The organism is Chitinimonas arctica (assembly GCF_007431345.1).
GTDB classification, from domain to species: Bacteria; Pseudomonadota; Gammaproteobacteria; order Burkholderiales; family Chitinimonadaceae; genus Chitinimonas; species Chitinimonas arctica.
The window spans coordinates 4,051,299-4,076,948 of the sequence record NZ_CP041730.1 but is presented as its reverse complement, the minus strand read 5'-3'; the positions used below and the strand labels follow the sequence as shown (position 1 = coordinate 4,076,948).

At 60.7% G+C, this 25,650-nt stretch carries 22 protein-coding genes; 13 read left to right on the top strand and 9 right to left on the bottom strand.

Annotation, left to right across the window (positions count from 1 at the left end; genetic code table 11):
- Positions 1 to 32: 32 nt before the first annotated feature.
- Positions 33 to 356, top strand: coding sequence for a quaternary ammonium compound efflux SMR transporter SugE (gene sugE, locus FNU76_RS18545; RefSeq protein ID WP_308418647.1), 324 nt, complete (start codon positions 33 to 35; stop codon positions 354 to 356).
- Between the two features lie 16 nt (positions 357 to 372).
- On the opposite strand, the gene motD is transcribed toward sugE, so the two are convergent.
- The 5 genes from motD to FNU76_RS18520 are packed head-to-tail and all read right to left on the bottom strand — an operon-like array spanning position 373 to position 4,153.
- Positions 373 to 1,161 (bottom strand): flagellar motor protein MotD, encoded by a 789-nt coding sequence (motD, locus tag FNU76_RS18540; RefSeq protein ID WP_144279570.1) that lies wholly within the window; start codon positions 1,159 to 1,161, stop codon positions 373 to 375.
- 53 nt (positions 1,162 to 1,214) lie between these two features.
- Entirely contained in the window at positions 1,215 to 2,162 is a 948-nt protein-coding gene (locus FNU76_RS18535) for a S49 family peptidase (RefSeq protein ID WP_144279569.1), read from the bottom strand.
- A 24-nt stretch (positions 2,163 to 2,186) separates the two neighbouring features.
- Complete coding sequence (locus FNU76_RS18530) at positions 2,187 to 2,561, bottom strand: Rieske (2Fe-2S) protein (protein ID WP_144279568.1); 375 nt, start codon at positions 2,559 to 2,561, stop codon at positions 2,187 to 2,189.
- Positions 2,554 to 3,210 carry an HAD-IA family hydrolase gene (locus tag FNU76_RS18525; protein ID WP_144279567.1) on the bottom strand — a complete coding sequence of 219 codons (657 nt, stop codon included), beginning with the start codon at positions 3,208 to 3,210 and terminating at the stop codon, positions 2,554 to 2,556. Before FNU76_RS18525 ends, FNU76_RS18530 begins: the two co-directional genes overlap by 8 nt.
- Positions 3,203 to 4,153, bottom strand: a complete 951-nt coding sequence (locus FNU76_RS18520) for an RluA family pseudouridine synthase (RefSeq protein WP_144279566.1) — start codon at positions 4,151 to 4,153, stop codon at positions 3,203 to 3,205. The genes FNU76_RS18525 and FNU76_RS18520 overlap by 8 nt, the downstream gene beginning before the upstream one ends.
- Positions 4,154 to 4,705: 552 nt before the next feature.
- On the opposite strand from FNU76_RS18520, the gene FNU76_RS18515 reads away from it, so the two are divergent.
- The 4 genes from FNU76_RS18515 to FNU76_RS18500 all read left to right on the top strand — a co-directional run bounded on the left by FNU76_RS18515 (position 4,706) and on the right by FNU76_RS18500 (position 11,082).
- Complete coding sequence (locus FNU76_RS18515; protein ID WP_144279565.1) at positions 4,706 to 7,729, top strand: Rne/Rng family ribonuclease; 3,024 nt, start codon at positions 4,706 to 4,708, stop codon at positions 7,727 to 7,729.
- Between the two features lie 216 nt (positions 7,730 to 7,945).
- A complete protein-coding gene (locus tag FNU76_RS18510) occupies positions 7,946 to 8,407 on the top strand; it encodes a type III secretion system chaperone (RefSeq protein WP_144279564.1) in 462 nt (153 codons plus the stop codon).
- 31 nt (positions 8,408 to 8,438) lie between these two features.
- Positions 8,439 to 8,843, top strand: a complete 405-nt coding sequence (locus FNU76_RS18505) for a CesT family type III secretion system chaperone (RefSeq protein WP_144279563.1) — start codon at positions 8,439 to 8,441, stop codon at positions 8,841 to 8,843.
- Between the two features lie 190 nt (positions 8,844 to 9,033).
- Positions 9,034 to 11,082 (top strand): patatin-like phospholipase family protein, encoded by a 2,049-nt coding sequence (locus tag FNU76_RS18500; protein ID WP_144279562.1) that lies wholly within the window; start codon positions 9,034 to 9,036, stop codon positions 11,080 to 11,082.
- A 4-nt stretch (positions 11,083 to 11,086) separates the two neighbouring features.
- Here the strand turns inward: FNU76_RS18500 and FNU76_RS18495 are convergent, their stop codons facing one another.
- Together FNU76_RS18495 and FNU76_RS18490 are read right to left on the bottom strand one after the other, a co-directional pair.
- Positions 11,087 to 11,626, bottom strand: coding sequence for a C40 family peptidase (locus FNU76_RS18495; protein WP_144279561.1), 540 nt, complete (start codon positions 11,624 to 11,626; stop codon positions 11,087 to 11,089).
- The gene (locus FNU76_RS18490; RefSeq protein ID WP_179958182.1) at positions 11,623 to 12,429 is read right to left on the bottom strand and encodes an alpha/beta hydrolase; all 807 of its coding nucleotides are present in this window, start codon (positions 12,427 to 12,429) and stop codon (positions 11,623 to 11,625) included. Before FNU76_RS18490 ends, FNU76_RS18495 begins: the two co-directional genes overlap by 4 nt.
- A 143-nt stretch (positions 12,430 to 12,572) precedes the next feature.
- Between FNU76_RS18490 and FNU76_RS18485 the strand changes: the two genes are divergently transcribed.
- From FNU76_RS18485 to FNU76_RS18475, 3 genes are all read left to right on the top strand, one after another.
- Positions 12,573 to 13,199: a TetR/AcrR family transcriptional regulator gene (locus FNU76_RS18485; RefSeq protein ID WP_144279559.1), complete on the top strand. Its 627-nt coding sequence runs from the start codon at positions 12,573 to 12,575 to the stop codon at positions 13,197 to 13,199.
- Between the two features lie 59 nt (positions 13,200 to 13,258).
- Complete coding sequence (locus FNU76_RS18480; protein WP_144279558.1) at positions 13,259 to 14,311, top strand: HlyD family secretion protein; 1,053 nt, start codon at positions 13,259 to 13,261, stop codon at positions 14,309 to 14,311.
- Positions 14,312 to 14,570: 259 nt separating this feature from the next.
- Complete coding sequence (locus tag FNU76_RS18475; RefSeq protein ID WP_179958181.1) at positions 14,571 to 16,160, top strand: DHA2 family efflux MFS transporter permease subunit; 1,590 nt, start codon at positions 14,571 to 14,573, stop codon at positions 16,158 to 16,160.
- A gap of 27 nt (positions 16,161 to 16,187) precedes the next feature.
- On the opposite strand, the gene FNU76_RS18470 is transcribed toward FNU76_RS18475, so the two are convergent.
- Positions 16,188 to 19,112, bottom strand: coding sequence for a leucine-rich repeat domain-containing protein (locus tag FNU76_RS18470; protein ID WP_144279556.1), 2,925 nt, complete (start codon positions 19,110 to 19,112; stop codon positions 16,188 to 16,190).
- A gap of 161 nt (positions 19,113 to 19,273) precedes the next feature.
- On the opposite strand from FNU76_RS18470, the gene FNU76_RS18465 reads away from it, so the two are divergent.
- From FNU76_RS18465 to FNU76_RS18450, 4 genes are all read left to right on the top strand, one after another.
- Positions 19,274 to 20,263: an L-threonylcarbamoyladenylate synthase gene (locus FNU76_RS18465; RefSeq protein ID WP_223879089.1), complete on the top strand. Its 990-nt coding sequence runs from the start codon at positions 19,274 to 19,276 to the stop codon at positions 20,261 to 20,263.
- 4 nt (positions 20,264 to 20,267) lie between these two features.
- Positions 20,268 to 21,164 (top strand): DMT family transporter, encoded by an 897-nt coding sequence (locus FNU76_RS18460; RefSeq protein ID WP_144279555.1) that lies wholly within the window; start codon positions 20,268 to 20,270, stop codon positions 21,162 to 21,164.
- Between the two features lie 91 nt (positions 21,165 to 21,255).
- Positions 21,256 to 22,092: a presqualene diphosphate synthase HpnD gene (gene hpnD, locus FNU76_RS18455; RefSeq protein WP_144279554.1), complete on the top strand. Its 837-nt coding sequence runs from the start codon at positions 21,256 to 21,258 to the stop codon at positions 22,090 to 22,092.
- Between the two features lie 15 nt (positions 22,093 to 22,107).
- On the top strand, positions 22,108 to 22,557 hold the full coding sequence (locus tag FNU76_RS18450; protein ID WP_144279553.1) for a hypothetical protein: 450 nt from the start codon (positions 22,108 to 22,110) through the stop codon (positions 22,555 to 22,557).
- A 99-nt stretch (positions 22,558 to 22,656) separates the two neighbouring features.
- On the opposite strand, the gene FNU76_RS18445 is transcribed toward FNU76_RS18450, so the two are convergent.
- Positions 22,657 to 24,093 (bottom strand): CoA transferase, encoded by a 1,437-nt coding sequence (locus tag FNU76_RS18445; protein ID WP_144279552.1) that lies wholly within the window; start codon positions 24,091 to 24,093, stop codon positions 22,657 to 22,659.
- 246 nt (positions 24,094 to 24,339) lie between these two features.
- On the opposite strand from FNU76_RS18445, the gene hpnE reads away from it, so the two are divergent.
- Complete coding sequence (gene hpnE, locus FNU76_RS18440; RefSeq protein ID WP_223879088.1) at positions 24,340 to 25,641, top strand: hydroxysqualene dehydroxylase HpnE; 1,302 nt, start codon at positions 24,340 to 24,342, stop codon at positions 25,639 to 25,641.
- Positions 25,642 to 25,650: the final 9 nt, after the last annotated feature.

Genomic DNA, 25,650 nt, shown 5'->3' with positions numbered 1-25,650 from the left:
AGGGGACGGCCCCATCGTTTACAAGGGGTCGTATCATCGCCTGGATCATCCTTCTACTCGCGGGGCTGCTGGAAGTGGCTTGGGCCGTCGGCTTAAAGTACAGCGCCGGCTTTACCCGTCTCTGGCCCAGCCTGGCCACCGTGGCGGCCATGGCCGCCAGTGTCGCGCTATTGGGCCTGGCCCTGCGCACGCTGCCGCTGGGGACCGCCTATACGGTATGGACGGGCATCGGGGCCGTCGGCACCGTCATCCTGGGCATGCTGCTGTTCGGCGAACCGATCAGCCCGGCCCGCCTGCTCTGCGTCAGCCTGATCGTGATTGGCATCCTGGGGCTGAAGCTACTGGGTCCGGGTTAAGCGACTCAGCGCCTTTCTAAGGCGCCGGCAAGGTCGCTACCTCGTTCTTGTTGTCGGCAAGGATCTGGATAGTCACCCGGCGATTGCGGGCGCGACTGGCGGCATCTTCGTTGGCGCCAAGCGGCCGGTTGGCGGAGTAGCCAAGCGCGACCAAGCGCCCGGGCGCCACGCCGCTGGCTTCGAACAAACGCACCACCGTACCGGCGCGCGCCGCGGACAGTTCCCAGTTGGACGGGAATTGCGGTGTCGCGATCGGCACATTGTCGGTATGGCCCTCTATCTGGATCAGATTGCTGCCCGCCGCCAGCTTGCGGGCGATCAGGGCGAGCGATTCGGCCGGCTTGCCGTCCAGCGTGGCCGAACCGACCGGGAACAACAGGCTGGCATTCACCTCGATGGTGATGCCGCGACTGTTTTCCGAGATATGCACCTGTTTCTCTTCGATCAGCTTGGCCATATCCTGCTTCAGGTCGCCTGCCATGGCTTTCATCGCGGCGGCCTGCTCGTTGCGCTCCTGGATTAGCTGCTGGGCTTGCTGTACCTCGCGCCGCTGTTTGTACGGCAAGGCGATCAGGCTCTGGTTGGAACCGTTCAGCTCGCTCTTGAGCAGGGCTTCGCTGGCGGTATCGGGCTTGTTGAAGGCCACCGTCAAGGAATTGGAAAGTACCTTGTACTTGCCTTCATTGACCTGCGAGATGGCATACATCACCACGAAAAAGGCGAACAGCAGGGTAATGAAGTCGGCGTAGGACACCAGCCAGCGCTCGTGGTTTTCGTGTTCCTCGTGCCTCTGCTTACGCGCCATTGCAGCCCTCTCCCAGATAGGTGCGGCCGGTCGCCGGCCGCACTATTCAGGATTTACTTTAGCTTCATATCGAAATAGCTGCCCAGCTTGGCACCGGCCGATGCGCCGATGGAACGGGCGAAACGTTGCGCCCAATCCTCACGCGGCGTGAAATCGACGATTTCGGCCGCCTTGATCACATCGCGCGCCACGCTGTCGGCATTGCCGAAATCGTCGGCCAGGCCCATTGCCACGCTTTTTTCGCCGCTCCATACCAGGCCGGAGAACATATCGGGCGTTTCCTTCAGGCGCTTGCCGCGTCCCTTGCGCACCACGCCGATGAATTGCTCATGCACTTCGGTCAGCATCTGCTTGGCAAACTGCACCTGGGTATCCGATTGCGGCGAGAACGGGTCCAGGAAGCCCTTGTTGGCGCCGGCCGTCAGTAGTCGCCGCTCGACGCCCAGCTTGTCCATGGCGCCGGTAAAGCCGAATCCATCCATCAGCACGCCGATGGAACCCACCAGGCTGGCCTTGTCCACAAAGATCTTGTCGGCCGCCACCGCCACGTAATAGCCGCCCGAAGCGCAGATATCGTCCACCACCACATAGAGCGGTATGTCCGGATGCAGCTTGCGCTGACGCTGGATTTCGTCGTTGATCTGGCCAGCCTGCACCGGACTGCCGCCCGGGCTGTTGATGCGCAGGATCACACCCTTGGTGTTCTTGTCCTTGAAGGCATTGCGCAAGCCTTCATTGACATTGTCGGCATTGGCATTTTCGCCGGCCGCGATCACGCCGGTCAGATCGATCAGCGCGGTGTGCGGTCCGGTGGTGCCCGCTTCGGCGCGGTCGCCGAAGCGCCAGGTCACGATCAGCAGCAGGACCAGGAACAGCCAGGTAAATCCGGCGAGCTTGAAGAAAATCCCCCAGTTACGCCCCTTGCGCTGTTCCTTCAAGGCGGTGACCACCAGTTTTTCCAGGACCTGGCGTTCCCAGGTCGGATCTTGTTGTTCGTTCATCGTTTGTCTCAAATTGAAATTCAGTTATCGGACGGGCGCATCGGGCAGGAAAAAAACCTCGCCGTCCTCTTCCACCACGGCCAGCTTGGTCAATCGCGCACCTTTACATGGCCCGCCCAGGCATAGGCCGGTATCCGGCCTATAGTAGGCGCCGTGGGTTGCGCAGATCAAATACGAGCGGCTCAGATCGAAAAAGTCGCCCTCATTGAAGTCCAGTTCGATGGGGATATGGGCACATTGGTTCAGATAGCCATGCACCCGCCCACCCCAGCGAACCACGAATCCGGCCGCCGGCACACCATGCCACTCCGCCTTGAAGCGCTTGCCCAAACCACCGTCCGGCAATTCCGCGCCGCCGCAGATCCGCCATTTCCGGATGGCGCCGCCGGTATCAGGCATGGTTGCGCAACCAGCCGTCCAGCTCGCCGAAGCTGTCGAACAGGCCCAGCGGCTGCAGAGAAGCCAGCTCATCCTTGGGATGGGCGCCATAGGACACCCCCAAGGCCGCCGTACCGGCATTGATCGCCATCTGCAGGTCGTGGGTGGTATCGCCTATCATCACGCTGCGGCTGGCCGGCACACCGAGCAACTCGGTGATTTCCGCGATCATCTGGGGATGCGGCTTGGAATGGCATTCGTCGGCGCAGCGGGTGGTATCGAAATAGCGGCCCAGGCCGGTCTGCTCCAGCACCCTATCCAGCCCCCGGCGCGACTTGCCGGTTGCCACCGCCAGCGCATAACCGGCCTCCTTATAGTGCCGCACCGCGTCGGCCACGCCCTCGAACAAGGCAATTTCGCCATCCCGCGCCAGGTAATGCCGTTTATAGCCATCCACCAAACCGTCCAATTGCACCCGGCCTGCATGCGGCGCCAGGTGCGCAAAGGCCTCGCCCAGGCCATAGCCGATCACGAAGCTGGCCTGTTCACGGGTAGGAACGGGCAGGTCCAGATCGGCAAATGCCAGCTGGATGGAATGGGTGATCAAGGCGGTGGAATCAGCCAGGGTGCCGTCCCAATCGAAAATCAGCAGGTCAAAGCGCTCAGCCATCGAGTTTTTCCAAAGAGTCCAGATAGGATTGCAGTTCGGTCGGCAAGGGCGACTCCAGCTTGAGCGGCGTGCGGTCGAGCGGGTGTTGCAGCGTCAGCCGCCAGGCATGGAGGAACATGCGCTTGAGGCCCTGCCGTGGCAAAGCCTTGTTGAGCGTGAAATCACCGTACTTGTCGTCCCCCAGGATGGGAAAGCCGGATTGGGCGCAATGCACGCGAATCTGGTGGGTGCGGCCGGTCTTCAGCTCGCATTCCAGCAAGGTCGCCTCGCTGAAGGTCGACCGCCGGTTCAGGATGGTATGGGACTCCTGCCCTTCCGGCGTCACGCTGACCCGCCGCTCGCCGTCGGCCGTCACATATTTCTGCAGCTTGAAGCGCACATGCCGGCGTGCATCGGGAAACACGCCCTTCACCAGGGTCAGGTAACGCTTATCCATGCTGCGGTCGTCGCGCAGCATCTCGTGCATGGCAACCAGGGCACTGCGCTTCTTGGCCACCAGCAGGATGCCCGAGGTTTCACGGTCCAGGCGGTGCACCAGCTCCAGGAACTTGGCTTGCGGCCGCTGCGCGCGCAATTGCTCGATCACGCCGAAGCTGATGCCGCTGCCGCCATGGACCGCCATGCCGGCCGGCTTATCGATCACCAGCAGGGCATCGTCCTCGAACAGGATGGGTAGCACCGCCCCCCGCGCCAAGGCGGCCGGACTGGGTGGCGCACCCGGCTCGGCCAGGCGGATGGGCGGTATGCGGATATGGTCGCCCTCGACGATGCGATAGGTCACATCCGTCCGCCCGGAATTCACCCGTACCTCGCCGGAACGGACGATACGGTAGACCAGGGACTTGGGTGCGCCCTTCAGGCATTTCAACAGATAATTGTCCAGCCGCTGGCCAGCCTCTTCGGCGCCAACGGTCAGGTAGGAAACTTTGCTCGGGGTGTGCATCTGACATATACTCGTGCGGTCTTGCCAACCGCTTAGGCCGGTCTTACCGGTACCACCGGAAACAAGACCATCCGTTATCCGCTCCGGCCACTCAGTCGCCGACGCGGTCTTCAAAGCGACGGATTATCTCACGCGCGACCGGCTCGCGCGGCCTTTCCCGCTCTTTCCCCTGCGTCTTTTTCTCTCTTGCCGTGCCGATCATTGATTCTGGCACCACGTGCGCAAGGCGGACGCAAGCGCAACAGCGCCAGGGGAAACTCGGTTCAGGCCAGAAGCCGGTTCGGTTAACGTCGTTCACCGCAAAGCAACGACGGTAGCAAGTTATCAAGACGCACGACCGGACATTCGCAGGCTGGCGCTACAAACACCGGCCCGCACCCCAGGACACACCCGCGCGCGGCAACGACATTTCGGCCGCGACGATAGCTCGAAACCCCAGGATTGCCTGCCTTGCTGATCAAAATGCAACGCCCTATCGCCTGAGTTTTCTCTCGACGGCCTACCGCCGTCGGTGTGTTCGCCCCTGCCTGTCCGGCGGCGGGAGAACAAAACATGAAACGCATGCTTTTCAATGCGACGCAGGCCGAAGAGCTGCGCGTCGCCATCGTCGACGGGCAGAAGCTCATCGATCTCGATATCGAGACCGTCGGCAAGGAGCAACGCAAAAGCAATATCTACAAAGCCATCATCACCCGCATCGAGCCCTCGCTCGAGGCCTGCTTTGTCGATTACGGCACCGACCGTCACGGTTTCCTGCCATTCAAGGAAGTTTCCCGGGTTTATTTCAAGGAAGGCGCCGACGGCCGTTCACGCATCCAGGATGCGCTGAAGGAAGGCATGGAGCTGATCGTCCAGGTTGAAAAGGACGAACGCGGCAACAAGGGCGCGGCGCTGACCACGTTTATCTCGCTGGCCGGCCGCTACCTGGTGCTGATGCCGAACAACCCGCGCGGCGGTGGTGTATCCCGTCGTATCGAGGGTGAAGAGCGGCAGGAACTGCGCGCCACCATGGACCAGCTGGATGTGCCGGCCGGCATGTCCATCATCGCCCGTACCGCCGGTATCGGCCGCAACAGCGAAGAACTGCAGTGGGATTTGAACTACCTGCTGCAACTGTGGCGTGCGGTCGAAAATGCCGCCGGCTCGCAAAGCGGCCCTTTCCTGATCTACCAGGAAGGCAGCCTGGTCATCCGCGCCATCCGCGACTACTACCAGCCGGATATCGGCGAAATCCTGATCGACACCGAATTCGTCTATGAACAGGCCCGCCAGTTCATGAGCCATGTGATGCCTGGCTTCGTCAACCGGGTGAAGATGTACAAGGACGACGTTCCGCTGTTCTCGCGTTTCCAGATCGAACACCAGATCGAAACCGCCTTCTCGCGCGATGTCGCCCTGCCTTCCGGCGGCGCCATCGTGATCGACCACACCGAAGCCCTGGTATCGGTCGACGTCAACTCGGCCCGCGCCACCAAGGGCGGCGATATCGAAGAAACCGCCACCCGCACCAATCTGGAAGCCGCCGACGAAATCGCCCGCCAATTGCGCTTGCGCGATCTGGGCGGACTGATCGTGGTCGACTTTATCGATATGGAAAAGGCCGGCAACCAGCGCGAGGTGGAAAACCGCCTGCGCGATGCCCTGCGCCATGACCGCGCCCGCGTACAGACCGGCAAGATCTCGCGCTTCGGCCTGATGGAACTGAGCCGCCAGCGCCTGCAGCCTTCGCTCGGCGAAACCGCTCACCAGCCATGCCCGCGCTGCCACGGTACCGGCTTTATCCGTGGTACCGAATCGTCCGCCCTGCATATCCTGCGCATCATCCAGGAAGAGGCCATGAAGGAAAACACCGGCGCCATCCATGCGCAGGTGCCCGTCGATGTCGCCACCTTCCTGTTGAACGAAAAGCGTGCCGAAATCTTCTCGGTGGAATCGCGCCTGAAGGTTGGCGTGGTATTGATCCCCAATATCCACCTCGAGACCCCGAACTACACCCTGACGCGCCTGCGCCACGACGACCTCAACCATATCGAGGAAGTATTGCCTTCCTACAAGATGATGGAAGCGCCGGCCGAGGAAGAAAGCCGCAACGGCAAGGAAGCCGAAGCGGTCAAGCCGCGCCAGGAAGCCGTCGTCAAGGGCATTACCCCGGCCCAGCCCGCCCCCATCGCCGCCGAAAAGCCGGTGGCGGAAGTGGCCAAGCCATCCTTGTTCGAACGCATCATTCGCTTCTTCAAGGGTGAGGAAGTAGAAGAAGTGAAGCAGCCGGTCCCCGCCAACAAGGGCGGCCGCGACCGTGGCGGCAATAACACTCGCCGCAACGAAGGCCGGCAACGCAGCGGCAGCGAGCGCAATGAACCGCGCAACGACAGCCGTCGCAACGAAGAACGCCGCCCAGGCGGCAAGCCGCGCATCGAGGAAGACGAGCAGCCGCGTCCGCCGCGCGAACCCAAGCGCGAGCGCGGTGAAAACCGCAATGCGGAGGGTCGCAACGAGCGCCAAGCCGAAACCCGCAACGAACGCACCAACGAAGTTCGCGAGCCACGCGAGCCGCGTCCGCCGCGCGAAGGCAACGAAGCCCGCGCCGAACGCGAACCACGGGAAGCACGCGAACCGCGCGAGCAACGTGAGCCGCGTGAACCGCGCGAGCAACGCGAACCCCGCCCGCCGCGTGAACCGCGCGCCGAGCGCGAGCCGCGCCAGGAACGCCAACCACGGCCGCAAGCCGAAGCCAAGCCGGTAGTGACGACGGAAGTCGAGCCGGAAGCCTTGGCGCAGGATACCGTGGCAGCGGATGGCAGCCAGGGTGAAAACTTCGAAGGCAACGAAGGCCGCGGCCGCGGTCGTCGTCGTGGCCGTCGCGGTGGTCGTGGCGAACGCGGTGAACGTAGCAATGACGGCACCCAGGCAGGTAACGAGGCGGATCAATCCGCCGACGGCCAGCCAGCCGAGACCGAGGGCGCACCCGCCACGGCGCAGCTGGAGCAAGCTGCTGCGGCACCCGTCGCCGAAGCTGCGCCGGTAGTGGAAGCTGCACCGGTGGTGGAAGCTGCACCGGTGGTGGAAGCTGCACTGGTAGTCGAAGCCGCTCCGGTAGTGGAAGTCGCACCGGTAGTCGAAGCCGCTCCGGTAGTGGAAGTCGCACCGGTAATGGAAGCCGCTCCGGTAGTGGAAGCTGCTCCGGTGGTGGAAGCTGCTCCGGTGGTGGAAGTTGCTCCGGTGGTGGAAGCTGCTCCGGTGGTGGAAGCTGCTCCGGTAGTGGAAGCTGCTCCGGTGGTGGAAGCTGCTCCCGTAGTGGAAGCCGCTCCTGTGAGCGAGCAAAAGGCTCCCGAAGCAGCGCCCGTCGAAAGGAAGCCCGCTCCGCAAACGGCAGAAATCGGCCGCCCGGAAGATGTCGGCCTCGTTCAGGTGGGTACGCAGCTGAAGGCGTTCGAGCCGATGGACCTGCCTACCGCCGTCGTGCCTACCCGTCGCCGCCGCAGTGAAGTCAAACCCGCGCAACAGAACGCGCCGGTGCAAGAAGAACTGGTGATGGTGGAAACCGCGCCCGCTCGCAGCGAGACCAAGCCGGAGTAAGGCCGCTCGGATCCGCAGTTGCGCGTTAAACAAACAGGGAGCCCATGGGCTCCCTGTTTGTTTACCACCATATGCAGAAATGTAATCTTAAAAACAGAAGCAGCAGCAAAGCTTGGTTATATAAAATGGTTGTCTGTTTTTATGTATGGTTGATTGCATAAATAACTCGGAAAGTTGATCAAACCCCATTCGCTTCGATAATCCAGGTAAAGACAAATGGTAGATTCTTTCCCTCCTGCAATTCGGCAATTGGCGAAAAAATGGGGTGTAAGCCTACCCAATGACGGTACAAACCATACCCTGCAGCTACAACACGAATCCGGCGACGCCATATCGCTGGCAAGCTGCAACCATGGTTCGGATATCGGCATCCATGTTTTCTCACCCCTGCCCGCGACGGCCGTGACCGACCCTGCAAGCTTGCAATGCTTTCTACTGCAGCGCACCTATTCCTCTCGCCTTGGCGCCGGGATACGTTATGGCTGGCAGGCCGATTCGGCGCAACTGGTGCTTTCCTGCCGGATTGCAATCTCGGCCAATGAGATTGAATTATTGGCAATGATCAATCGTCTACTTGGCCATATCGACGCCATCCGGGCAGCCTTACCCGTGTTGCAACAAACCGAAACCATTTCGAATGAAGGCTTGTCGCGCCTGGCCAGACTATCGGCACGCTAAATACTTCCATGCATTTGCGGAGACTCATTTGATGCATGCAAGCCATGATTTATTTTCACGTTTTATCGACGAACTGTCGCGGGAAATGGGTCAAACGATCACACTAAGCGATGCGGGACGATTTGAAATCCAGCTTGACGATGTCGCCATCTCGACCATGGCTGCCGATGACCCCTTCTGCCTGATCATCGACAGCCTGGTGCTGGACACCCGGATGATGAGCGACCCGTCCCACGCGGCAGTGTTTCAGCTGGCAATACAAATCAACGCGCTGGATGAGGCGGCGGGCCTGCCTACCTTAAGCCTCGATGTCGATCACAATCTGATCCTGACGCAGCGACTCGCCCTCGTGCCCTTGGACCTGGAAATCTACAAAACCCTGCTTGCCGACCAACTGGCACGTACCCATGCACTACGCCGGCTGATCGGTGAATAATCTGCTCCGCATGGAGTAGTAATAACCGGAAATATTGAAAATATAGCAAAGTAGGGATCTTCCGTTTAAGTAAAATTTGCTGAATGCTTTTGTTTTCATGCGGTAGCGAGAAGTCCGGCGGCATGCTTAGCTTGGCTGCACCCTTGCCCTGAATCCATTCACTGAACATTTAATCAATGAAGCTGACTCCATGCATTCTTCCAGCCAACTGCCGCCCTTGATAAGCCCCTGGCAAAAGGTCGTTGATCATTCCATCGGCGACACAGACAACTGGAGCAGTGCAGTCACCATCGACACAGCCGGCGATATCCATCGGGGCGGATGGCTGAGAAACCTATTGACTTTCCTCCACATCCTACCCACTGAACACGACCCCATACAAACCAGTCAACAGCTGGAAAAAATGCTGGCCGCGTTTCTTGAAAAGGAAATGAATTCCCTACTTCATGAATTCAAGGAAGAAATCGACCAATCCACAGAAATGGCTGCAAAAGCTATAGATTTAAAATGCGCACAAGCAGAAAATATTGCCAAGTGCGTCAAAAAATTTACCTCTCCACTCCAGAGCAATAACCGCGAGCCTGCTATTGCCAGGAATCCCACCGGCAAAGATATTGCAAAAGCTCATATCAAGGCGTTGAAAATACTCCATTGCGCCCGCGAAGCGTTGCTGGAATGCACGGATTTGCGCAGCCAGCTGGTCATCAGCCCAGATTTAAAAAAGATAGGTGTAATCAAGCCGGCCCCGGAAATAGACAAATTTGCTTTCGATGGCGGTGGTCAAAAAGGTCTTGTCATGCTGGTATTCAGCAAAATCATCAATGCCTTCAAAACTTTAGTTGGCATCGAGCATATTTCCGGCTTGTCGGTAGGTTCGTTATACGGCTCTGCATTGGCGCTGGGTATGCCCATCGAGGCAATGGAGCGCTTGATGGCAATGAATATGTCCAAGTTCATGGGGCGCGGGAAACTCGACAACACTACGGTGGGCAAGATTGCCGCTCTCTTCACCACTGACTCGGCAAATGGATCCCCCGCTTCCCCGGCATGCGAAGGTACGCCGGCTCAAGATATAAAGCCTGCTTGCGTTGCTCTGCCACCCGCTGGGGAATCCCCACCCGAATTCAGCCTCCATGGCCACGGCTGGCACGCTGCGGAGCAACTCTATTGGTTGATCGCGGAAGTACATAAGCAAACCGCCGCGAACAATATTCAAGCATTATTAAAATCACCCGGCAATTTAAGCCACGAGCAGGTGAACACGCTAAAAGAAATCGCAGGCAATATAAAAACGGAGGACTATCTTGTTACATTCGGCGACCTGGCCAAACTGCACGAAATAGCACCGAAATATTTCAAGCATTTGTCGGTGATCGCTTATAACGATACCGAAAAATGCGACAAAATTTGGTCCTCTACCGACCCAAAGAGCCTGAATGTACCCATCGCCCAGGCGGTGCGTGCATCAATGGCAATCCCCGGCGTTTTCAAGTCCGTTAAATTAGACGGCATCACCTATGTGGATGGCTGTGTTGGCAACGGTGGCTCAAATGCCGCCAGGGCATTTATCTCTCCGCCGAGCGAGGTTAAATATGACGCCCAAGGTAAACGCCTCGAAGAGACCATAGGTAGCAAAGAGATGGCAGACCTTTCCAGTACGCTGGCAATATCCTTCTCCAAGGGTATCCCGACCTTGGCCCAACAATTTGGCAACGGCATTCGCAAGATTAAATTGCGTCGGAAACTTTGCGGCTTGCTGGTGCATAAAGGCTTCGGCACCGCTGCTGGCACGGGTATGCAACTGACCCGAAAAATGGCCTCCAATGGCATACTAATGCATCCTGGCGAATTGAGTTCCATAAAATTCAATCCAAGCGAGACACAAAAAGCGCATGCATTGGCCCAAGCGGAAATTCGCTTTCTCGAACAGCTACGGTCCAACCTGCTCTGGAGTAAGGATAGAGCAGTTCACTATAGCTATGATTTGACCAGCAGCGACTTCAAGACCATGACGCCTGCCGATTTAGAGGCTTATAAAAATGGACTATCTGATCTTCTCAAAGACTGGGATGCGTTGAAGTTAACAAACACAGCGGTCACGGCAACGGAACTGTCCCGCATAAAAATCGAGCTCCAAAATCACCTAACCGAAGTCCAAGCTGAGATACCTAAATCCTTGCTTCGTGTTCAGCCCAGGATGGCCTTAACGCATTTTCCAATGGTGGCGAGTGCAGCATAGTTATTCACCCCGCCAGCAAGGAACGCGCCGTCTCATAACGCGTGGCGAAGTATTTATTTTTCATGCTTTCGATGCGAACCCGGCCATTGCTGCTCGGCGCATGGATAAATTTGTCGTCGCCGATATAGATGCCGACATGGGAAAGCGGTCGATTCAGGGTATTGAAAAATACCAGGTCGCCCGCCTGCAGATCACTCCGTTGAACCACACGCCCGCGCTGGGCGATATCGGCGGCGCTGCCCTGCAGTTCGATACCCAAGGCATTCCGGTAAATAAAACTCACCATGCCGGAGCAGTCCAGGCCCGCATCCGGGTTTTTCCCGCCGAAGCGATAACCGACATCGATCAATCCCAAGGCATACATCACGATTTCACGCCCGCCGACCGCCACTTCGATGCGCGCTAGGCTGGGCCGCGCCGGGACGGCCACGGGCCGATTCGCAGCCGGTTTGCCCGTTCCGCCAGCTTGGCGTCCTTTCGGCGGCGTAGCGGCACATGCGGTCAGCAGCAATGCCAGCGCCCCTATCCAGTAGCGCTTGTTCATGGCAAGGATGCCAGCCAAAGCGCCAGCGCGTCGGCGGCGATTTGCCAACCGGCGTCCAGCATCAGCAGGTGGCCGACCCCACCCAGCATTTGCGCGCGCACTCCCAAGGCGCGTGCCGCGCTATGGGACAAATGGGAAGGCATCAGCTTGTCGTCCTCGCACCCCAAGACCAGGGCCGGTGGTTGGCCCAAAGGTGGACGCTGGTCGAATTGCAGTAGGCTCATATCGATCAGCGCCCGATCCGATTCATGCTGGAAACGTGCCGCATACTGCAGTAGCAGGCTATCGGGCAAGGCCGGCGAAAACAGTAATTCACGCAGCTTATCCATATGCGGCGGCATGCCGCCTTGCTGCAACAGATTCAACTCCCACATCAACTGCGGATGCCGCCAGACCAGGTGCAGCATGGAACCGATCAAGCCTTCCGGTGGTACGGTCGCCAGCAAGGCCAGGCCGGCCACGCGATGATCGCGGGCATATTGCTGCAGCACGAATCCGCCCATGGAGTGCCCGATCAGGATGGGGGATAGCCCCGTGCTTGCCTCGATGCGCCGCACCGCCACGTCGACATCGCAGGCGTAGTCGCTGATGGAAGTGGCGGCCAGTTGTGCCCTCCCATCGCTTAAACCATGTCCGCGCAAGCTCAGCGCAAATCCGTGATAGCCCAGTCCGGCGAAGTAAGGCAGGAAATTGGCTTGCCAGCACCACGCCCCGGCATAAGCACCATGGACAAAAAGTAGCGGCCGCCCGACGGCTGCCCGCTTGGTTGGTGATTCTATTATTTCCAGTTTTATTTCAGACACTTGGGCGTTGTTCTTAGCAAAGGACGTGAACATTTCAGGCAACCATACGCCATTCATACCGGCAAGACAATGCGCCGGGATGTTGTTGACCTTTGGTTCATTAAGTAATAAATTACCGCTCAGTTATTAGCGACCACAGAGCCATGGACCTTACCCCACCCCGCTGGCAGCGCCGCAAGGATGCGCGCCCCGCCGAAATCATCGAAGCCGCCCTCGCCCTCTTCGTGGAAAAGGGCTTCGCCGCCGCCCGGCTGGATGACGTGGCCAAACGCGCCGGCGTCACCAAGGGCACGCTCTATCTTTACTTCGAAAACAAGGAAGAGTTGTTCAAGGCGGTGGTGCGTGAGACCGTGCTGCCCAACCTTGAGTTCGCCGAACTATTGGTCGCCGATCACCGTGGCAGTTGCGCCGACCTGCTGTGGGCTTTGCTCGAAGGCTGGGCGCAGCGCCTGCAACAGTCGCCCTCGACCAGCATTTCCAAGCTGATGATTGCCGAAGCAAGCAATTTCCCCGAACTGGGCCGCTTCTATCTGGAAGAAGTCGTACTGCGCAGCCGCCGGCTGTTCGCCGAAGTCATCCAACGCGGCATCGACGCCGGCGAGTTCCGCGCCGTGGATGTCGCCATGGCGACCCGTTCCGTCACCGCTCCCTTGATGATGATCAAGGTCTGGAAACAGAGCTTTGAGTGCTGTGACAGCAGCGAAGTCGATCTACCTGAGTTCGCCCGCTTCCACTACGAGATGCTGATACGCGGCCTGCGGGCCGATTGACGTATCCGTTTGCCCGCCTCGCCCCAGGTACCACCCGAATCAAATCCAGAGAACCCGACATGAGTGAAACTCCGCGCAAGCAAACCAAAGCCCGCCTCGTATTTGCCCTTGCCCTACTGGGGATAGGCGGCTGGCTTGCTTATCACTGGTGGCATGGCCGTACTTTCGTGGAAACCGACAATGCGCAGCTGGAGGGCCACATCGTGCCTATTGCCGCCCGTGTATCGGGTTATGTGCAGACCGTGAATGTCAGCGACAACCAGGCGGTGACGGCAGGCAGCCTGCTGGTCAAGATCGATGACCGCGACTACGCAGCCAAGCTGGCTCAAGCCGAAGCCGATCTGAAGATCGCCATGGCGGCATCGGGCAGCAAGGGCAGTACCGGCCAGGCGGAAGCGCAGATCGGATTCGCCCAGGCCAGCGCCGCCGCTGCGCAATCCACCATCGCCTTGGCCGATGCCAACGCCGAACGTGCCCGGAATGATCTGGCGCGGACCCGCTCGCTGGCCAGCAAGGGCATGGCAACCTCGGCACAACTCGATGCCGCCTTGGCTGCCGAACGTGCCACCGCTTCGCAACTCAGGAGCGCGCGCGATACCGCCAGCGCCGCCTCGCAACAGGTGGGGGTGGCGGGCGCCGGGCTGAAGTCGGCCCAGGCCAAGGTGGATTCGGTACGCGCCCAACGCGACCTGGCCGCCATCCAGTTCAAGGACACCCAGGTTTCCGCCCCCATCGGTGGCATGGCCAGCAAGAAGTCGGTGGAAGCCGGCCAATTGGTGCAGGCCGGCCAGACCCTGATGTATCTGGTACCCATGGACGATGTCTGGGTGACCGCCAATCTGAAGGAAACCGAAGTAGGCCAGGTGCGTGCCGGCCAAGCGGTCGAGGTGGAAGTGGATGCCTATCCCGGCACGACCTTCACCGGCAAGGTGGAGTCGTTCAGCCCCGCTACCGGTGCGAAATTCGCCCTGCTGCCCCCCGATAATGCCAGCGGCAACTTTACCAAGGTGGTGCAGCGTGTACCGGTCAAGGTCAAGCTCGATGCCTACGATGCCAAGGCCACGCCTTTACGTCCCGGCATGAGCGTGGTAGCCAGTATCCGTATCCGCTGATGAGGCTCTGCGGGAGTGGAAATCTGAATCTGTAGTGCAGCACCCGGCACAGCCGGGTGTTAACGGTCCGTAGCATATGAACCGCCCTTTGCTTGATTTAGTCCTACTCCCCTTACCCGGGCGGCCCCGCCCTCGCCGCCGCGAGGGAGCCTCGCTGACGCTCGTATGTGGACTTTGCATAGCGTCTTTAAAAAACCGGATATCTCTTGCCGCCGAACGCGTTTCGGCGGCCGCTTCATCCCTATCCCTGGCGCTGACCATGAAACCCATTCTCCCCGGCCTGCTGCGCAGCACCGATGCGGACAGCATTTACCGCCACCGGTTTATCATCGCCATGATCGTCACCCTGGCCTGCGTGCTGGAGCTGCTCGATACCAGCATCGTCAACGTGGCGGTGCCGCATATGATGGGAACCTTGGGCGCCACCCTGGATGAAATCACCTGGGTGTCCATTGCCTACGTGGTCGCCAACGTCATTGTCCTGCCCATCTCGGGCTTTCTGTCCAATCAGTTCGGCCGCCGCAATTACCTGGCCATGTCCATCCTGGTGTTCACGGTGGCTTCCTGGGCTTGCGGCAATGCCGGTTCACTGGGTGAACTGGTGTTCTGGCGCATCGTCCAGGGACTGGGGGGTGGCGGGCTGATCGCTACCGCGCAGGCCACGCTCTACGAGGTATTCCCCAGCAAGGAGATGGCGACGGCCATGGCCATCTTCGGCATGGGCATCATGTTTGGCCCCTCGCTCGGCCCTACCGTGGGTGGCTGGATTACCGATACCTGGTCGTGGCCGTGGATTTTCTATATCAACCTGCCCCTGGGCGCCGCCGCACTGGTGTTGGTCCTGGTCTATGTGCCGGACTCCGCCCATCGCAAACCCATCGTGGCGGTGGATTATCTCGGCCTGGCGCTGTTGGCCATCGGCGTAGGCACGCTGCAATTGATGCTGGAGCGCGGTGAAAAGCTCGACTGGTTCGATTCGTCCGAGATTCTCGGCTATGCCATCGCCAGCTTTGTCGGTATGTATCTGTTCGTGATTCGGCAGCTTGAATACGCCCACCCCATCGTCAACCTGCGCATCATGAAGGACCTGCAATTCTCCGCCGGGTTGATCTTCACCTTCTTCCTGGGCGCCGCACTGTTTTCCACCGTTTTCCTATTCCCGGTATATGCCCAGACCCTGATTGGCTTCGATGCCTTCCAGACCGGCATGATCATCCTGCCGTCGGCCCTGGCCGCGGCCTTCGCCATGCCGATTGCCGCCAAGCTGCTGGCGCGCGGCGTGCCGGCCCACTTTATTATCGTGACCGGTGCCGCGGTATTCATGTATGCGATGTGGGGACATCATCTGTTCACCACCCAATCGAGCATCGCGGACTTCTTCTGGCCCCTGCTGCTGCGTGGCATCGGCCTGGGCCTGGTATTCATGCCGCTCAACAATCTGACGCTGGCACGCATCCAGGCACAGGAAATTCCCAATGCGACCGGGCTTTACAACCTGGTTCGGCAATTGGGCGGCAGCGTGGGCATCGCCATCTCGGCCACCCTGCTGGTCAGGCTGGAGGATATCAAGCGCGCCGGCCTGGTCGAGCACCTGGTCCACGACAATAGCGCCATGGCGCAGCGCCTGGATATTTTCACCCGCCTGTTCCAGCAAAAGGGCGAAGCCTTGGCGATGGCCACCCGCAAGGCCTATGCCCTGATCGATCTGCAGGTCGGCAAGCAAGCCATGATGCTGGCTTTCAGCGACCTGTTCCTGTTGTTCGGCTTATCCATCTGCATGCTGCTGCCTTTATTGTTCTGGATGCGTACTCCGTCGAGGATGGCGCAAGGTACCGATGTGGCGCACTGAGCTGGCGGCTCGTTCGCGCAGCCACACTCACGGCTTCGGTGCTTTCTCCAATCCTTCGACCAGCGCTTGGTAGGATTTATCGTCGGAAGTCAGACCGTACATGGCCGGAATCAAGCCGCGCGGCTTGTGCAGACTGCTCATCCGCTGATTGTATTGATCGCTCCGGCGGAAATCGTGGACGACGACCCGCCCAAGATCTTCGGGAAATACGGTCTCCGGCGTGCCCTCGAACATCAGCGGCAGCAAGGGTATGCAATGGGCGCGTGCCGCCGCGAGTTCGCGTGCCACCGTACTGCCGTACAAGCCGGCCTGCCGCTTGGTATCGCTGGACCCGAACAGAATGACAAAGTCGGCTTCCTCTACCTTGGAGGGCTCCTGCCTACCCCGATCCCCGCCCCATACCTTGAGCCCTAGGGATTGCAGATCGTCGCGCAGCCGGTCAAGCTGATCCTGCAGCGCGGGCTTCTGTACGGCGCTACTCAGGTAGCAGGTCGGTTGCGCCATCTCCCGCCGCGCCATCAACTCCCTGCAGCCAAGCAGGAACCAGCGAAAGGCGATCATGCCCGCCGCACCGTCCGGCGGCGGCGCCGATCGTGCCTTGGCAAGGCTACCCACACCCAGCTGGCGTTCAAGCCGTTCGGCTGCTTGGCGATAATCCGCCTTCGTGGCATCGATGCCGAACAAACAGCTGATCAAACCGAGCGGCTGCGCCATGCTCCGCATATAGTCACTACGAAAGTCCAGCCAGTCGTGCCGCTCCAGAAACGGGGCCGGGATGGAGGTGGCGGCTTCACCCTCGAACAGCAGCGGTAGCACGCAAGCCGGTCGTAGGTGGATCTGCCCAAGAAAATGCCCCAGCTCGGTCTGTACCGGGTTTTCGCCCCCCTCCGCAGCGGGTTCAAGGCTACGGTCGCGCAAATCCGGGGTGCCGACCCATATCATGTGATCGCACTCGGCCAAGCTGTTTAGATAACGCTCCCGGCTGTCGTCGAGCGTATCCAGGTCTAGCCAGACCGTCGCCCCCAGTCGGGTCAGATCACGCTGCAATTGCACCAGAAACGATTGCAGCCGCCGGTTGTGCTCGTCCTGGACCGGCGTCGCGCCGACATGGCAGATCAGGCAGACGGGAGGGCGATAGTCGATTCGGGCATCGTTGATCTGTTTGATCCGATCCAGGAAGATCGCGAAATGATAGGTATCCGCGGACAGGCCCGTGCGCTGCTTACTCTCTATGTCTTGCTGCAGCGCGTTCAGGGTCGATAGCGTGTGTTGCAGTTGCTGCCTGGCTTGATAGGCGGCATTCGCCTTGGCGCGCCACTCCCGGGTCAGGCTCGCCTGCGTTGCCCGGCTCGCGGCCAGACTCTTTTGCAGGCGAAGGATATCGGCCTCCGTGAACTCCCTTTCATTTTGGTCCATCGCAATAGCACGTAGTTCCAAAGCGTCCAACCTTGCCTGGTCCGCCTTGCAGGTGGTTTGCAGGCGGGCCTGCTCCACTCGCGCCATCGCGATAAGACGTTTCTCGCGCTCGTCGCTCCTATTGGTAAGCAGGCTCAGCAAGTTTGAGCCGCGCACCTCCTGCATGCCGCACTGCAGCTTGCTCAGCTCTTCCTCGCTCCGCTTCAGATTCCGCTGATTCCGTTCCAGGCGATATATCAAGCATTGCCGCTGCGTCGCTAGCGACGCCTTCGACTTCGTCATGTCTATCGGTACGGGCGGGGCGGTAGCGGCGGGCTCCACTGGCTCCAGGTTGGCGTGCGACAAGGCTGGATACCGCCATACCGCCAGTTCATCGCGAAGGGCATCCAATTCAGCCTGCTTTTTATTCAGACTATCGTTGAGCCTAGCCACCGTCTCATCGGCTTGCCGGGCTTTTTCACCTGGGCCCTCGATCTCCGCAAGCGCTTGTCGGGGTTCGGCCACCACGCCTGGATTGACTCCCCCTATCCATCTCCCTACCTCAAGCAGGGCATTGAGCAAGTTATGGAATCTTCCCCCCGCCCAAGCTTGCGCATTGGCATCAAGTTGCCGTTGCGGTCGACTTGCTGGTGACGGGGTTTTAACCGGGCTGCCTCGACTGGCGGGAAGATTGACCACGTCAGTCCCTGGCTGCTTCGGCATTGCCTTACCCCGCCGTTTGATGGCCTTGCCTGCGGATTGCCCGGCTGCCTCCCCGTTCGCCTTGGCACGTCCAACCCCGTACAGGGTACGAAAGACTTGCATCTCATCACGCCGTTCGCCTTCTTGCGTTGCAGCCGTATCGTCTACTTCAATGGCGATCAGGTTTCGATGCCGGCTCTCGGCCTCCAGCATGATCTGCTTGCCCTCCGGCCCCAGCTGACAGGCAATCAAGCTGACCGTTGCCAGGGCATTGTTGCCGGCAATGGCATCAGCCAGATCGCGCGCGCCCTCCACGCCGATTTCATTGTGGGAAAGCTTCAAGGTGTGCAGATCCTGGTTGCATTTCAGCAACTCGGCCACTTCCCGCGCGCCATGGATATCGAGCCGGCAGCGGTGTAAAACCAATTTCCTTAGCGGGTTAGGGGACTTCAGCCCATCGGCCAGCTCTCGCATCACGGCGGCACTGACCGGGATATTGCTCAGGTCGAACTTGGTCACGCTCGCGTGCTTCGCCAAAGCCGCGACCAGCATCCGTGCGCCCGGTGGCGTCAAAGTACAATTGACCAGCGATAGCTTGGTCAGGTGCTGGTTGCTCGCCAATGCCTGGGCAAGTCCCTCGGCATCCCCGTCGCCGAGTCGCTGGATTTCGATTCTGGTCAGCGCGGGATCATTGCGGGACACCCGGGCGACACCAGGATGAATGGGATTGCCCGTCATCCCCGTAGCCGGGAAATTTGCGCCAGGCCCGGCCGGCGATCCGGTGGCCGGCAACCCGGTGGGCGGCAATCCGCTGGCCGGTAATCCGGTGGCCGGCAATCCGGAAAAACGCTCCATGGCACGGTACTCCTCGTTGGAATTTGACCCAGTCGGTGCGCTATTCGCCCCCGCGGGCTTAGTAAAATCAGCGCGAAATTCCTGTTTATCGCCTCACCCTCGACGCATGCCCGGGGAATGAACCGCGCTTTTCCGGCGCGGAGCGCCGACGAGCCTGTAAAATGGCGGCCATGCCCAATCTCTCCATCGACCTGGACCGCGCCCTGGCCTTGCTGCAAGCCGGCGAACTGGTCGCCATCCCCACCGAGACCGTCTATGGCCTGGCAGCGGACGCCAGCCAGCCGCACGCGGTCGCCAAGATTTTTGCCCTGAAGGGCCGGCCCGCCGACCATCCGGTGATCGTGCATATCGCCGGCAAGGCACAGCTGGACGACTGGGCGCAAGATATCCCCGCCGCCGCCCGGCAATTGGCCGATGCCTTTTGGCCCGGCTCGCTCACACTGATCCTGAAGCGCAAGCCGCATGTGCCGGACGCCGTCACCGGCGGGCAGGACACGGTTGGCTTGCGGGCACCGGCGCATCCGCTTGCCCATGCCCTGCTGACCCGCTTCGGCGGCGGCCTGGCCGCACCGTCGGCCAATCAATTCGGGCATGTCAGTCCGACCACGGCCCGCCACGTCTTCAATGAATTCGGCGAGCGTCTGCCCTTGATCCTGGACGGCGGTCCCTGCCCGGTCGGTGTGGAATCGACCATTGTCGGCCTCACCGGCGACCATCCCACCCTGCTGCGTCCGGGTGGCGTACCGGTCGAAGCGATCGAGGCGGTGCTGGGTGTCAAACTGGTCCATCACGAGAAGCCGGCCACTGCCCAGATGCGCGTCTCGGGCCTGCTCGACTCCCATTACGCACCGCGCACTCCTCTGCTGGTCGGCCCGCTGGACGCCTTGGCGCGCGAGGCGGCACAGCGCGCCGCCGCCGGCGAGCGGGTCGCCTTGCTGCATCGCTCGCAGATGTTGCTGGCGGTTGCCGGCGCCACCGCGCACGCCATGCCCATGGCCGCCGACGACTATGCGCGCGCCCTCTACGCCAGCCTGCGCGAGCTCGATACCGGCGGATTCGATGCACTGTTGCTGGAGACACCGCCCCAGGCGGCCGAGTGGCTGGCCGTCAACGACCGGGTCAAACGGGCCGCCACCGGCTGGTTGAGCTGAACGGATGGTCAGCCGGTCTGCTCATTGGTGGAACAACGGCCGTATTCTGGCCCTGCTGGCGGCCGCCTGTTTTTCGATGAAGGCCATTTTCGTCAAATTGGCCTACGCAGCGGCGCCGGTGGACCCGATCAGCCTGCTTGCCCTACGCATGGGCATTTCCCTGCCGGCCTTTATCTGGCTGGCCTGGTGGGCCGGTGGCCCACCCTTGCCGCGAGGCGATTGGCTGGGCATGGCCGGCTTGGGATTGATGGGCTATTACCTTTCCAGCCTGTTCGATTTTCTCGGCCTGCAATATATCTCTGCCGGGCTTGAGCGGCTGATCCTGTTTACCTATCCCACCCTGGTACTGCTGATGGAAGCGCTTGTGCGGCGCAAGCTGCCGAATCCACGGGTATGGGCTGCCATGGCGCTTTGCTACCTCGGTTTGTTGGCCGCGTTCTGGCACGACCTTCGCCAGGTCGGCGATAGCACGGTATGGCTGGGCAGCGGCCTGGTGATGCTCTCCAGCCTCTGCTTCGCCTGCTATTACATGGGCACCGGCCGCTACGTCGGCAGGGTAGGGTCCAGCCGCCTGACCGGACTATCCGGCGCCATGGCCTGCGGATTCGTACTGGGGCAGTTCATGCTGACCCGGTCGCCGGCAATCCTGCTCGATCTACCCTCCTCGGTATGGGTTTTGGCAGGCGCTACCGCGCTGTTTTCCACGGTCCTGCCGATCTGGCTGGCGGCCCGCGCGGTCGAGCGGCTGGGCCCCAGCCAGGCCGCCGCGATCGGGACCATCGCCCCGGCGCTGACCATCGTATTCGGCTGGATCATCCTGCATGAAGCCTTTTCGCTGTTGCAACTGGCGGGACTGGTCCTGGTGGTGGCCGGCGTCGTGGCGCTGGGTAAGCTCAAGTAGGCTGCAAGCGCGCTCCAATTAATTCCTGCTAGCCGCTACAATCAAACGGTTTGCGGCTATCCATAGCCGCCCAGCCAGCCGAGACCCACGCGTGACGCCAGACCAATATTGCGAAGACAAGGCCGCCCAGAGCGGTTCCAGTTTTTATTACAGCTTCCGCTTTCTACCGCTACAAACCAGGCTCGCCATCACCGCGCTGTATGCCTTCTGCCGCGAGGTGGACGATGTCGTGGACGAGACCCATGACGAAAACGTCGCCCGCACCACGCTCAATTGGTGGCGTAGCGAAATCGGCAACCTCTATGCGGACAAGCCGCAACACCCGGTTACCCGTGCGCTGCAACCCCATGTGACCCGCCTGCAGCTGCCCCAGCAGCAATTGCTGCAGATCATCGACGGCATGGAGATGGATCTGACCCAAGCCCGCTACAACAGCTTTGCCGATCTGCGGCAATACTGTTACCTGGTGGCCTCGGTGGTCGGCCTGCTGTCGGCCCGCATCTTCGGCTTCTCCGACGAAAAGACCCTCCAATATGCGGAACAGCTGGGCATGGCCTTCCAGCTGACCAATATCATCCGAGACGTGGGCGAAGATGCCCGGCGCGGCCGTATCTATCTTCCGGTGGAGGAATTGCAGCGCTTCGACGTACCCGCCGCCGATATTCTCGGCTACCGCGAGACGGACAACTTCAAGGCCTTGATGAGTTTTCAGATCGAACGCGCCGAAGGCTACTACCGCGAAGCGCTGGCCGCGCTTCCCACGGCGGATCGCAAGCGCCAGCGCGCCGGCCTGGTCATGGCCGCCATCTATCGTGCCACGCTGGAGGAAATCAAGCAGGACGGCGCGCAAAAAGTGCTGAACCAACGCCTTAGCCTGACCCCCATCCGCAAGCTTTGGCTTGCCTGGAAAACCTGGTGGTTCGCCTGATCCGTGCGCGCCGCCATGGATGCCCTCCCCTTTTCGCCCTGGTATCTGCTGATCGCCGCCGTGGTCATCGCCGCCATCCTGGCGGCCGGCTGGCTGGAGATGCGCCAGGCCGACAGGGTAGCCATCCGCCGCCGCAAGATCCGCGAAGCGCTGGCGACATTCCGGATCGCCCGCAGCTATCCGCGCGAAGATGGCGAGCCCGATCTATTCCTCTATAGCGCGGACAATTCCAAGCGCCTGCTGGAACTGCAGAACCAGATCACCAAATATGGCCAGGGTTCGGCCAGCTGGCTGTATTTCATGCCGGAACGGCGGCTGTTCTTTATCCTGGAGCTGGTGGCCATGGAGCCGCAGGGAAATCTGCATTTCATCCAGACGATACATCCGATAAAACCGGATCGGGCACGGCAGGTGCTGGCGCGGTATCCCGAGATGTTCCGCGAAATATTTCGCGAAGATATTTAGTCCCCGGGTAGGGACGTAGCTATTCGACAATTTTTCGTACCTGCCGTCCAGCATGCCGTGTCTATCCTGCCCGGCTGCGAACGCCCCGGCGTGTAGTGCCTACCAGTCTTGTTCCCAACTGGCGGCATGGGCGCCATACGGTGCAACGGGCAGCAGATCGACCTTAGGCAGGGTACTGAACCGTACCGCCGGCGCCAGGTAGGTGAGTTTGCCGAAAGCGGTCTGCGCGCTGGTCAAATTCGCGGGATAGGTATCGCTGCCCGGCGCCGCCGACCATTGCGCCTGTTCGACACCACCCAGGTCCTGCACCCACATGGCGCTACGCGCGAGCGACACCTTGACGTGATAGGAACCGCCCTCGCATGCCCGTCGCAACAGGGCAGCCATCATGCCGGCCGCGGCGGCATAGCCGGCGATCAGATCGTTCAGATAGAACACCGGCGTGAATCTCGGTTGATCCAGCGAACCTTCCTCGACGGCAAAGCCGGTGGCCACCTGGCCATTCTGATCGAATCCCGGCCGCTGCCGCCACGGGCCCGCGTGGCCATAGGCATTGACGGACAAATGGACAATGCCCTTCTTGCTCAAGCCGGCAACTTCCGCCGGAGTAATCTGGAATTTCTCCGCTATCGACGGCCGATAGGAGAAAGCGAACACATCGGCATCGGCCAACAGCGCATCCAGGCGCGGCTTGGCGCCGGCCGAGTGCATATCCAGATAGGCCGAGCGCTTGCCGTGGTTGACCAGCAGATTCTGGATTGCGGTGTCGGCGTGATAAGGCGAACTGAGATGCAGCACCTTCGCGCCGAACTCCGCCAGGGTACGGGTGCTGCGCGGACCGGCCAGCACATGGGTGAAGTCCAGCACCTTGATGCCAGCCAATGCCGACGCCGGATTCGGCGAAAACGGTTGTGGCGCGGATTCGCCGATTTTTTCGATTTCGATCAGCGGCGCCTGGGCAAGCAGCTTGCCTTGCGGGTGATTGCGCCATTCTTCCCGGGTAAGGGCAATGCAGCCCGGCAACCCCGCCACCGCGAGCGACTCTTCCAATAGGACGGAGGGCCAATTGGCAATGGCGGCCGCCAGTGCCTGCCGACTATTGCCGCAATTGAAGAAGTTCAGATAGCCGTTCTGCAATTGCGGATAAGGCGGTCCCGCTTCGATCATGATAAAACGGCCGTCGCGGCACTGATACATTCCGTTGGTGGGGACATCTTCGGCACCGAGATTCAGGTGATGATCCGCTTGCCACAGAAAATGGGTGGGGTGAAGATGGTGGATGGCATCGAGGATATTCAAATCCAGGTCATTGGTTTGTCCGGTGCGGTACTGCCAGATCGCCGATGCGGCGATACCGTCCAGCAATAATAGATTGCTGATCGCCTCGCCCAAGCGATGCGGCGATCGCAAGATCGGATCCGCTCCCCATAGACTTGCTTCGCCACCGAAGTATTCGGTCAAGCCCAGTTGTCCAACCAGCGCCGCCAAGGCAGTAAGTTCACCTTGCGAATACTTGCTTATCCTGCCGTCTGACATCCCATTTCTCCATGCATCTGCAATGTGCCAAAGCAATGCAACTAAATATGTCTAATTAATTCGGCCATATATTTTGCTTGGAGTCGGCATGTCTATTTATCGAAAAAGAGCGTCACCTTCTGCAACGCGATCAATGCATCACCCGCCGGCCCACCGCATGGGCGCGGCAGTGGCTACCCACACCGCCATGGTTTAACATGCCCCGCCCGCGCGGCTGGCGCTCAACCGACAGAACAAGACCCTCACTTGGAAAAAACTCAATCGTTTGCCGTGATCGGCGGTGGTTATGCCGGAATGGCGGCTGCCATGGAATTGACCGCGCAGGGACACGCCGTGCAGGTGTTCGAGGCCGGACCGGTGCCGGGTGGGCGGGCCCGCAGGGTGGAAGTGGACGGACTGGTCCTGGACAACGGCCAGCATCTGGCCATCGGCGCTTACGCTGAATTACTGCGCCTGATGACCCTGGCCGGCGTGGCCGAGGAGCAAGCCTTCGCCCGCGTGCCCTTGGAACTGGATATGTTCGACGGCCCCACGCGCGCCATGCGCCTGGCTTGTCCGCGCCTGCCGGCACCCTGGCATACCTTGGCCGGCTTACTGGGAGCGGAAGGGCTGAGTTGGGCGGAGCGATGGGCGGCGATCCGCGCCATGGCGACCGCGCGTCTGGGCGGCTGGCAACTGGCACGGGATTGCAGCGTAGCCGACTGGCTCGCCTCGCAACGGCAATCGACCAAGCTGGTCCGTTGTTTATGGGAGCCGCTGACCCTGGCCGCACTCAATACCCCGATCGCCACCGCCTCGGCCCAGGTGCTGCTGAACGTACTGCGCGACAGCCTGGCCGCCGGCCGCGCCGCCAGCGACTTTCTGCTGCCGCGAAGTGATCTTTCCGCTGTGTTTCCGGATGCCGCCGGCCGTTATCTGCAAGCCCATGGCGGCAACTTGCACTGTAATGCCCTGGTCAAGCAGATGTGGAAAAGCGCCGAGGGTTGGCGATTGGATCGCAGTGAACAGCATTTCGACAAAGTCGTGGTCGCCCTGCCCCCGCACCGCCTTGCCATGCTGCGCGATGCCTCGGCCGCCTTGGCGGAAGCCGCCGAAATGCTGGACGACTGGCAATGGCAGCCCATCTATACGGTCTATTTACGCTACCCGGCCGGCACCCGGCTGGCCAAGCCCATGCTGGGCCTGGTGGGAAGCAGCGCGCAATGGGTTTTCGACCGTGGCCGGCTATGCGGCCAGGACGGTTTGCTGGCGGCGGTGCTCAGCGCCGAGGGCCCACACGAGTCGCTGTCCCAATCCGAACTCGCCGAACGGGTAGCGGCGGAACTGGCGCGCACCTGCCCCCACTTGCCGGCACCGATCTGGCAGCGTGTCATTGCCGAAAAGCGGGCTACCTTTGCCTGCCGGGTCGGCTTGCAACGGCCGGGCAATGCCACCGCCGATCCCACGCTGTTCCTGGCCGGCGACTATACCGCCGGCCCCTACCCGGCCACGCTGGAAGGTGCGGTACGCAGCGGCGTTGCGGCTGCGCGCTTGTCGATGGCGAGCTAGGAACCGTTC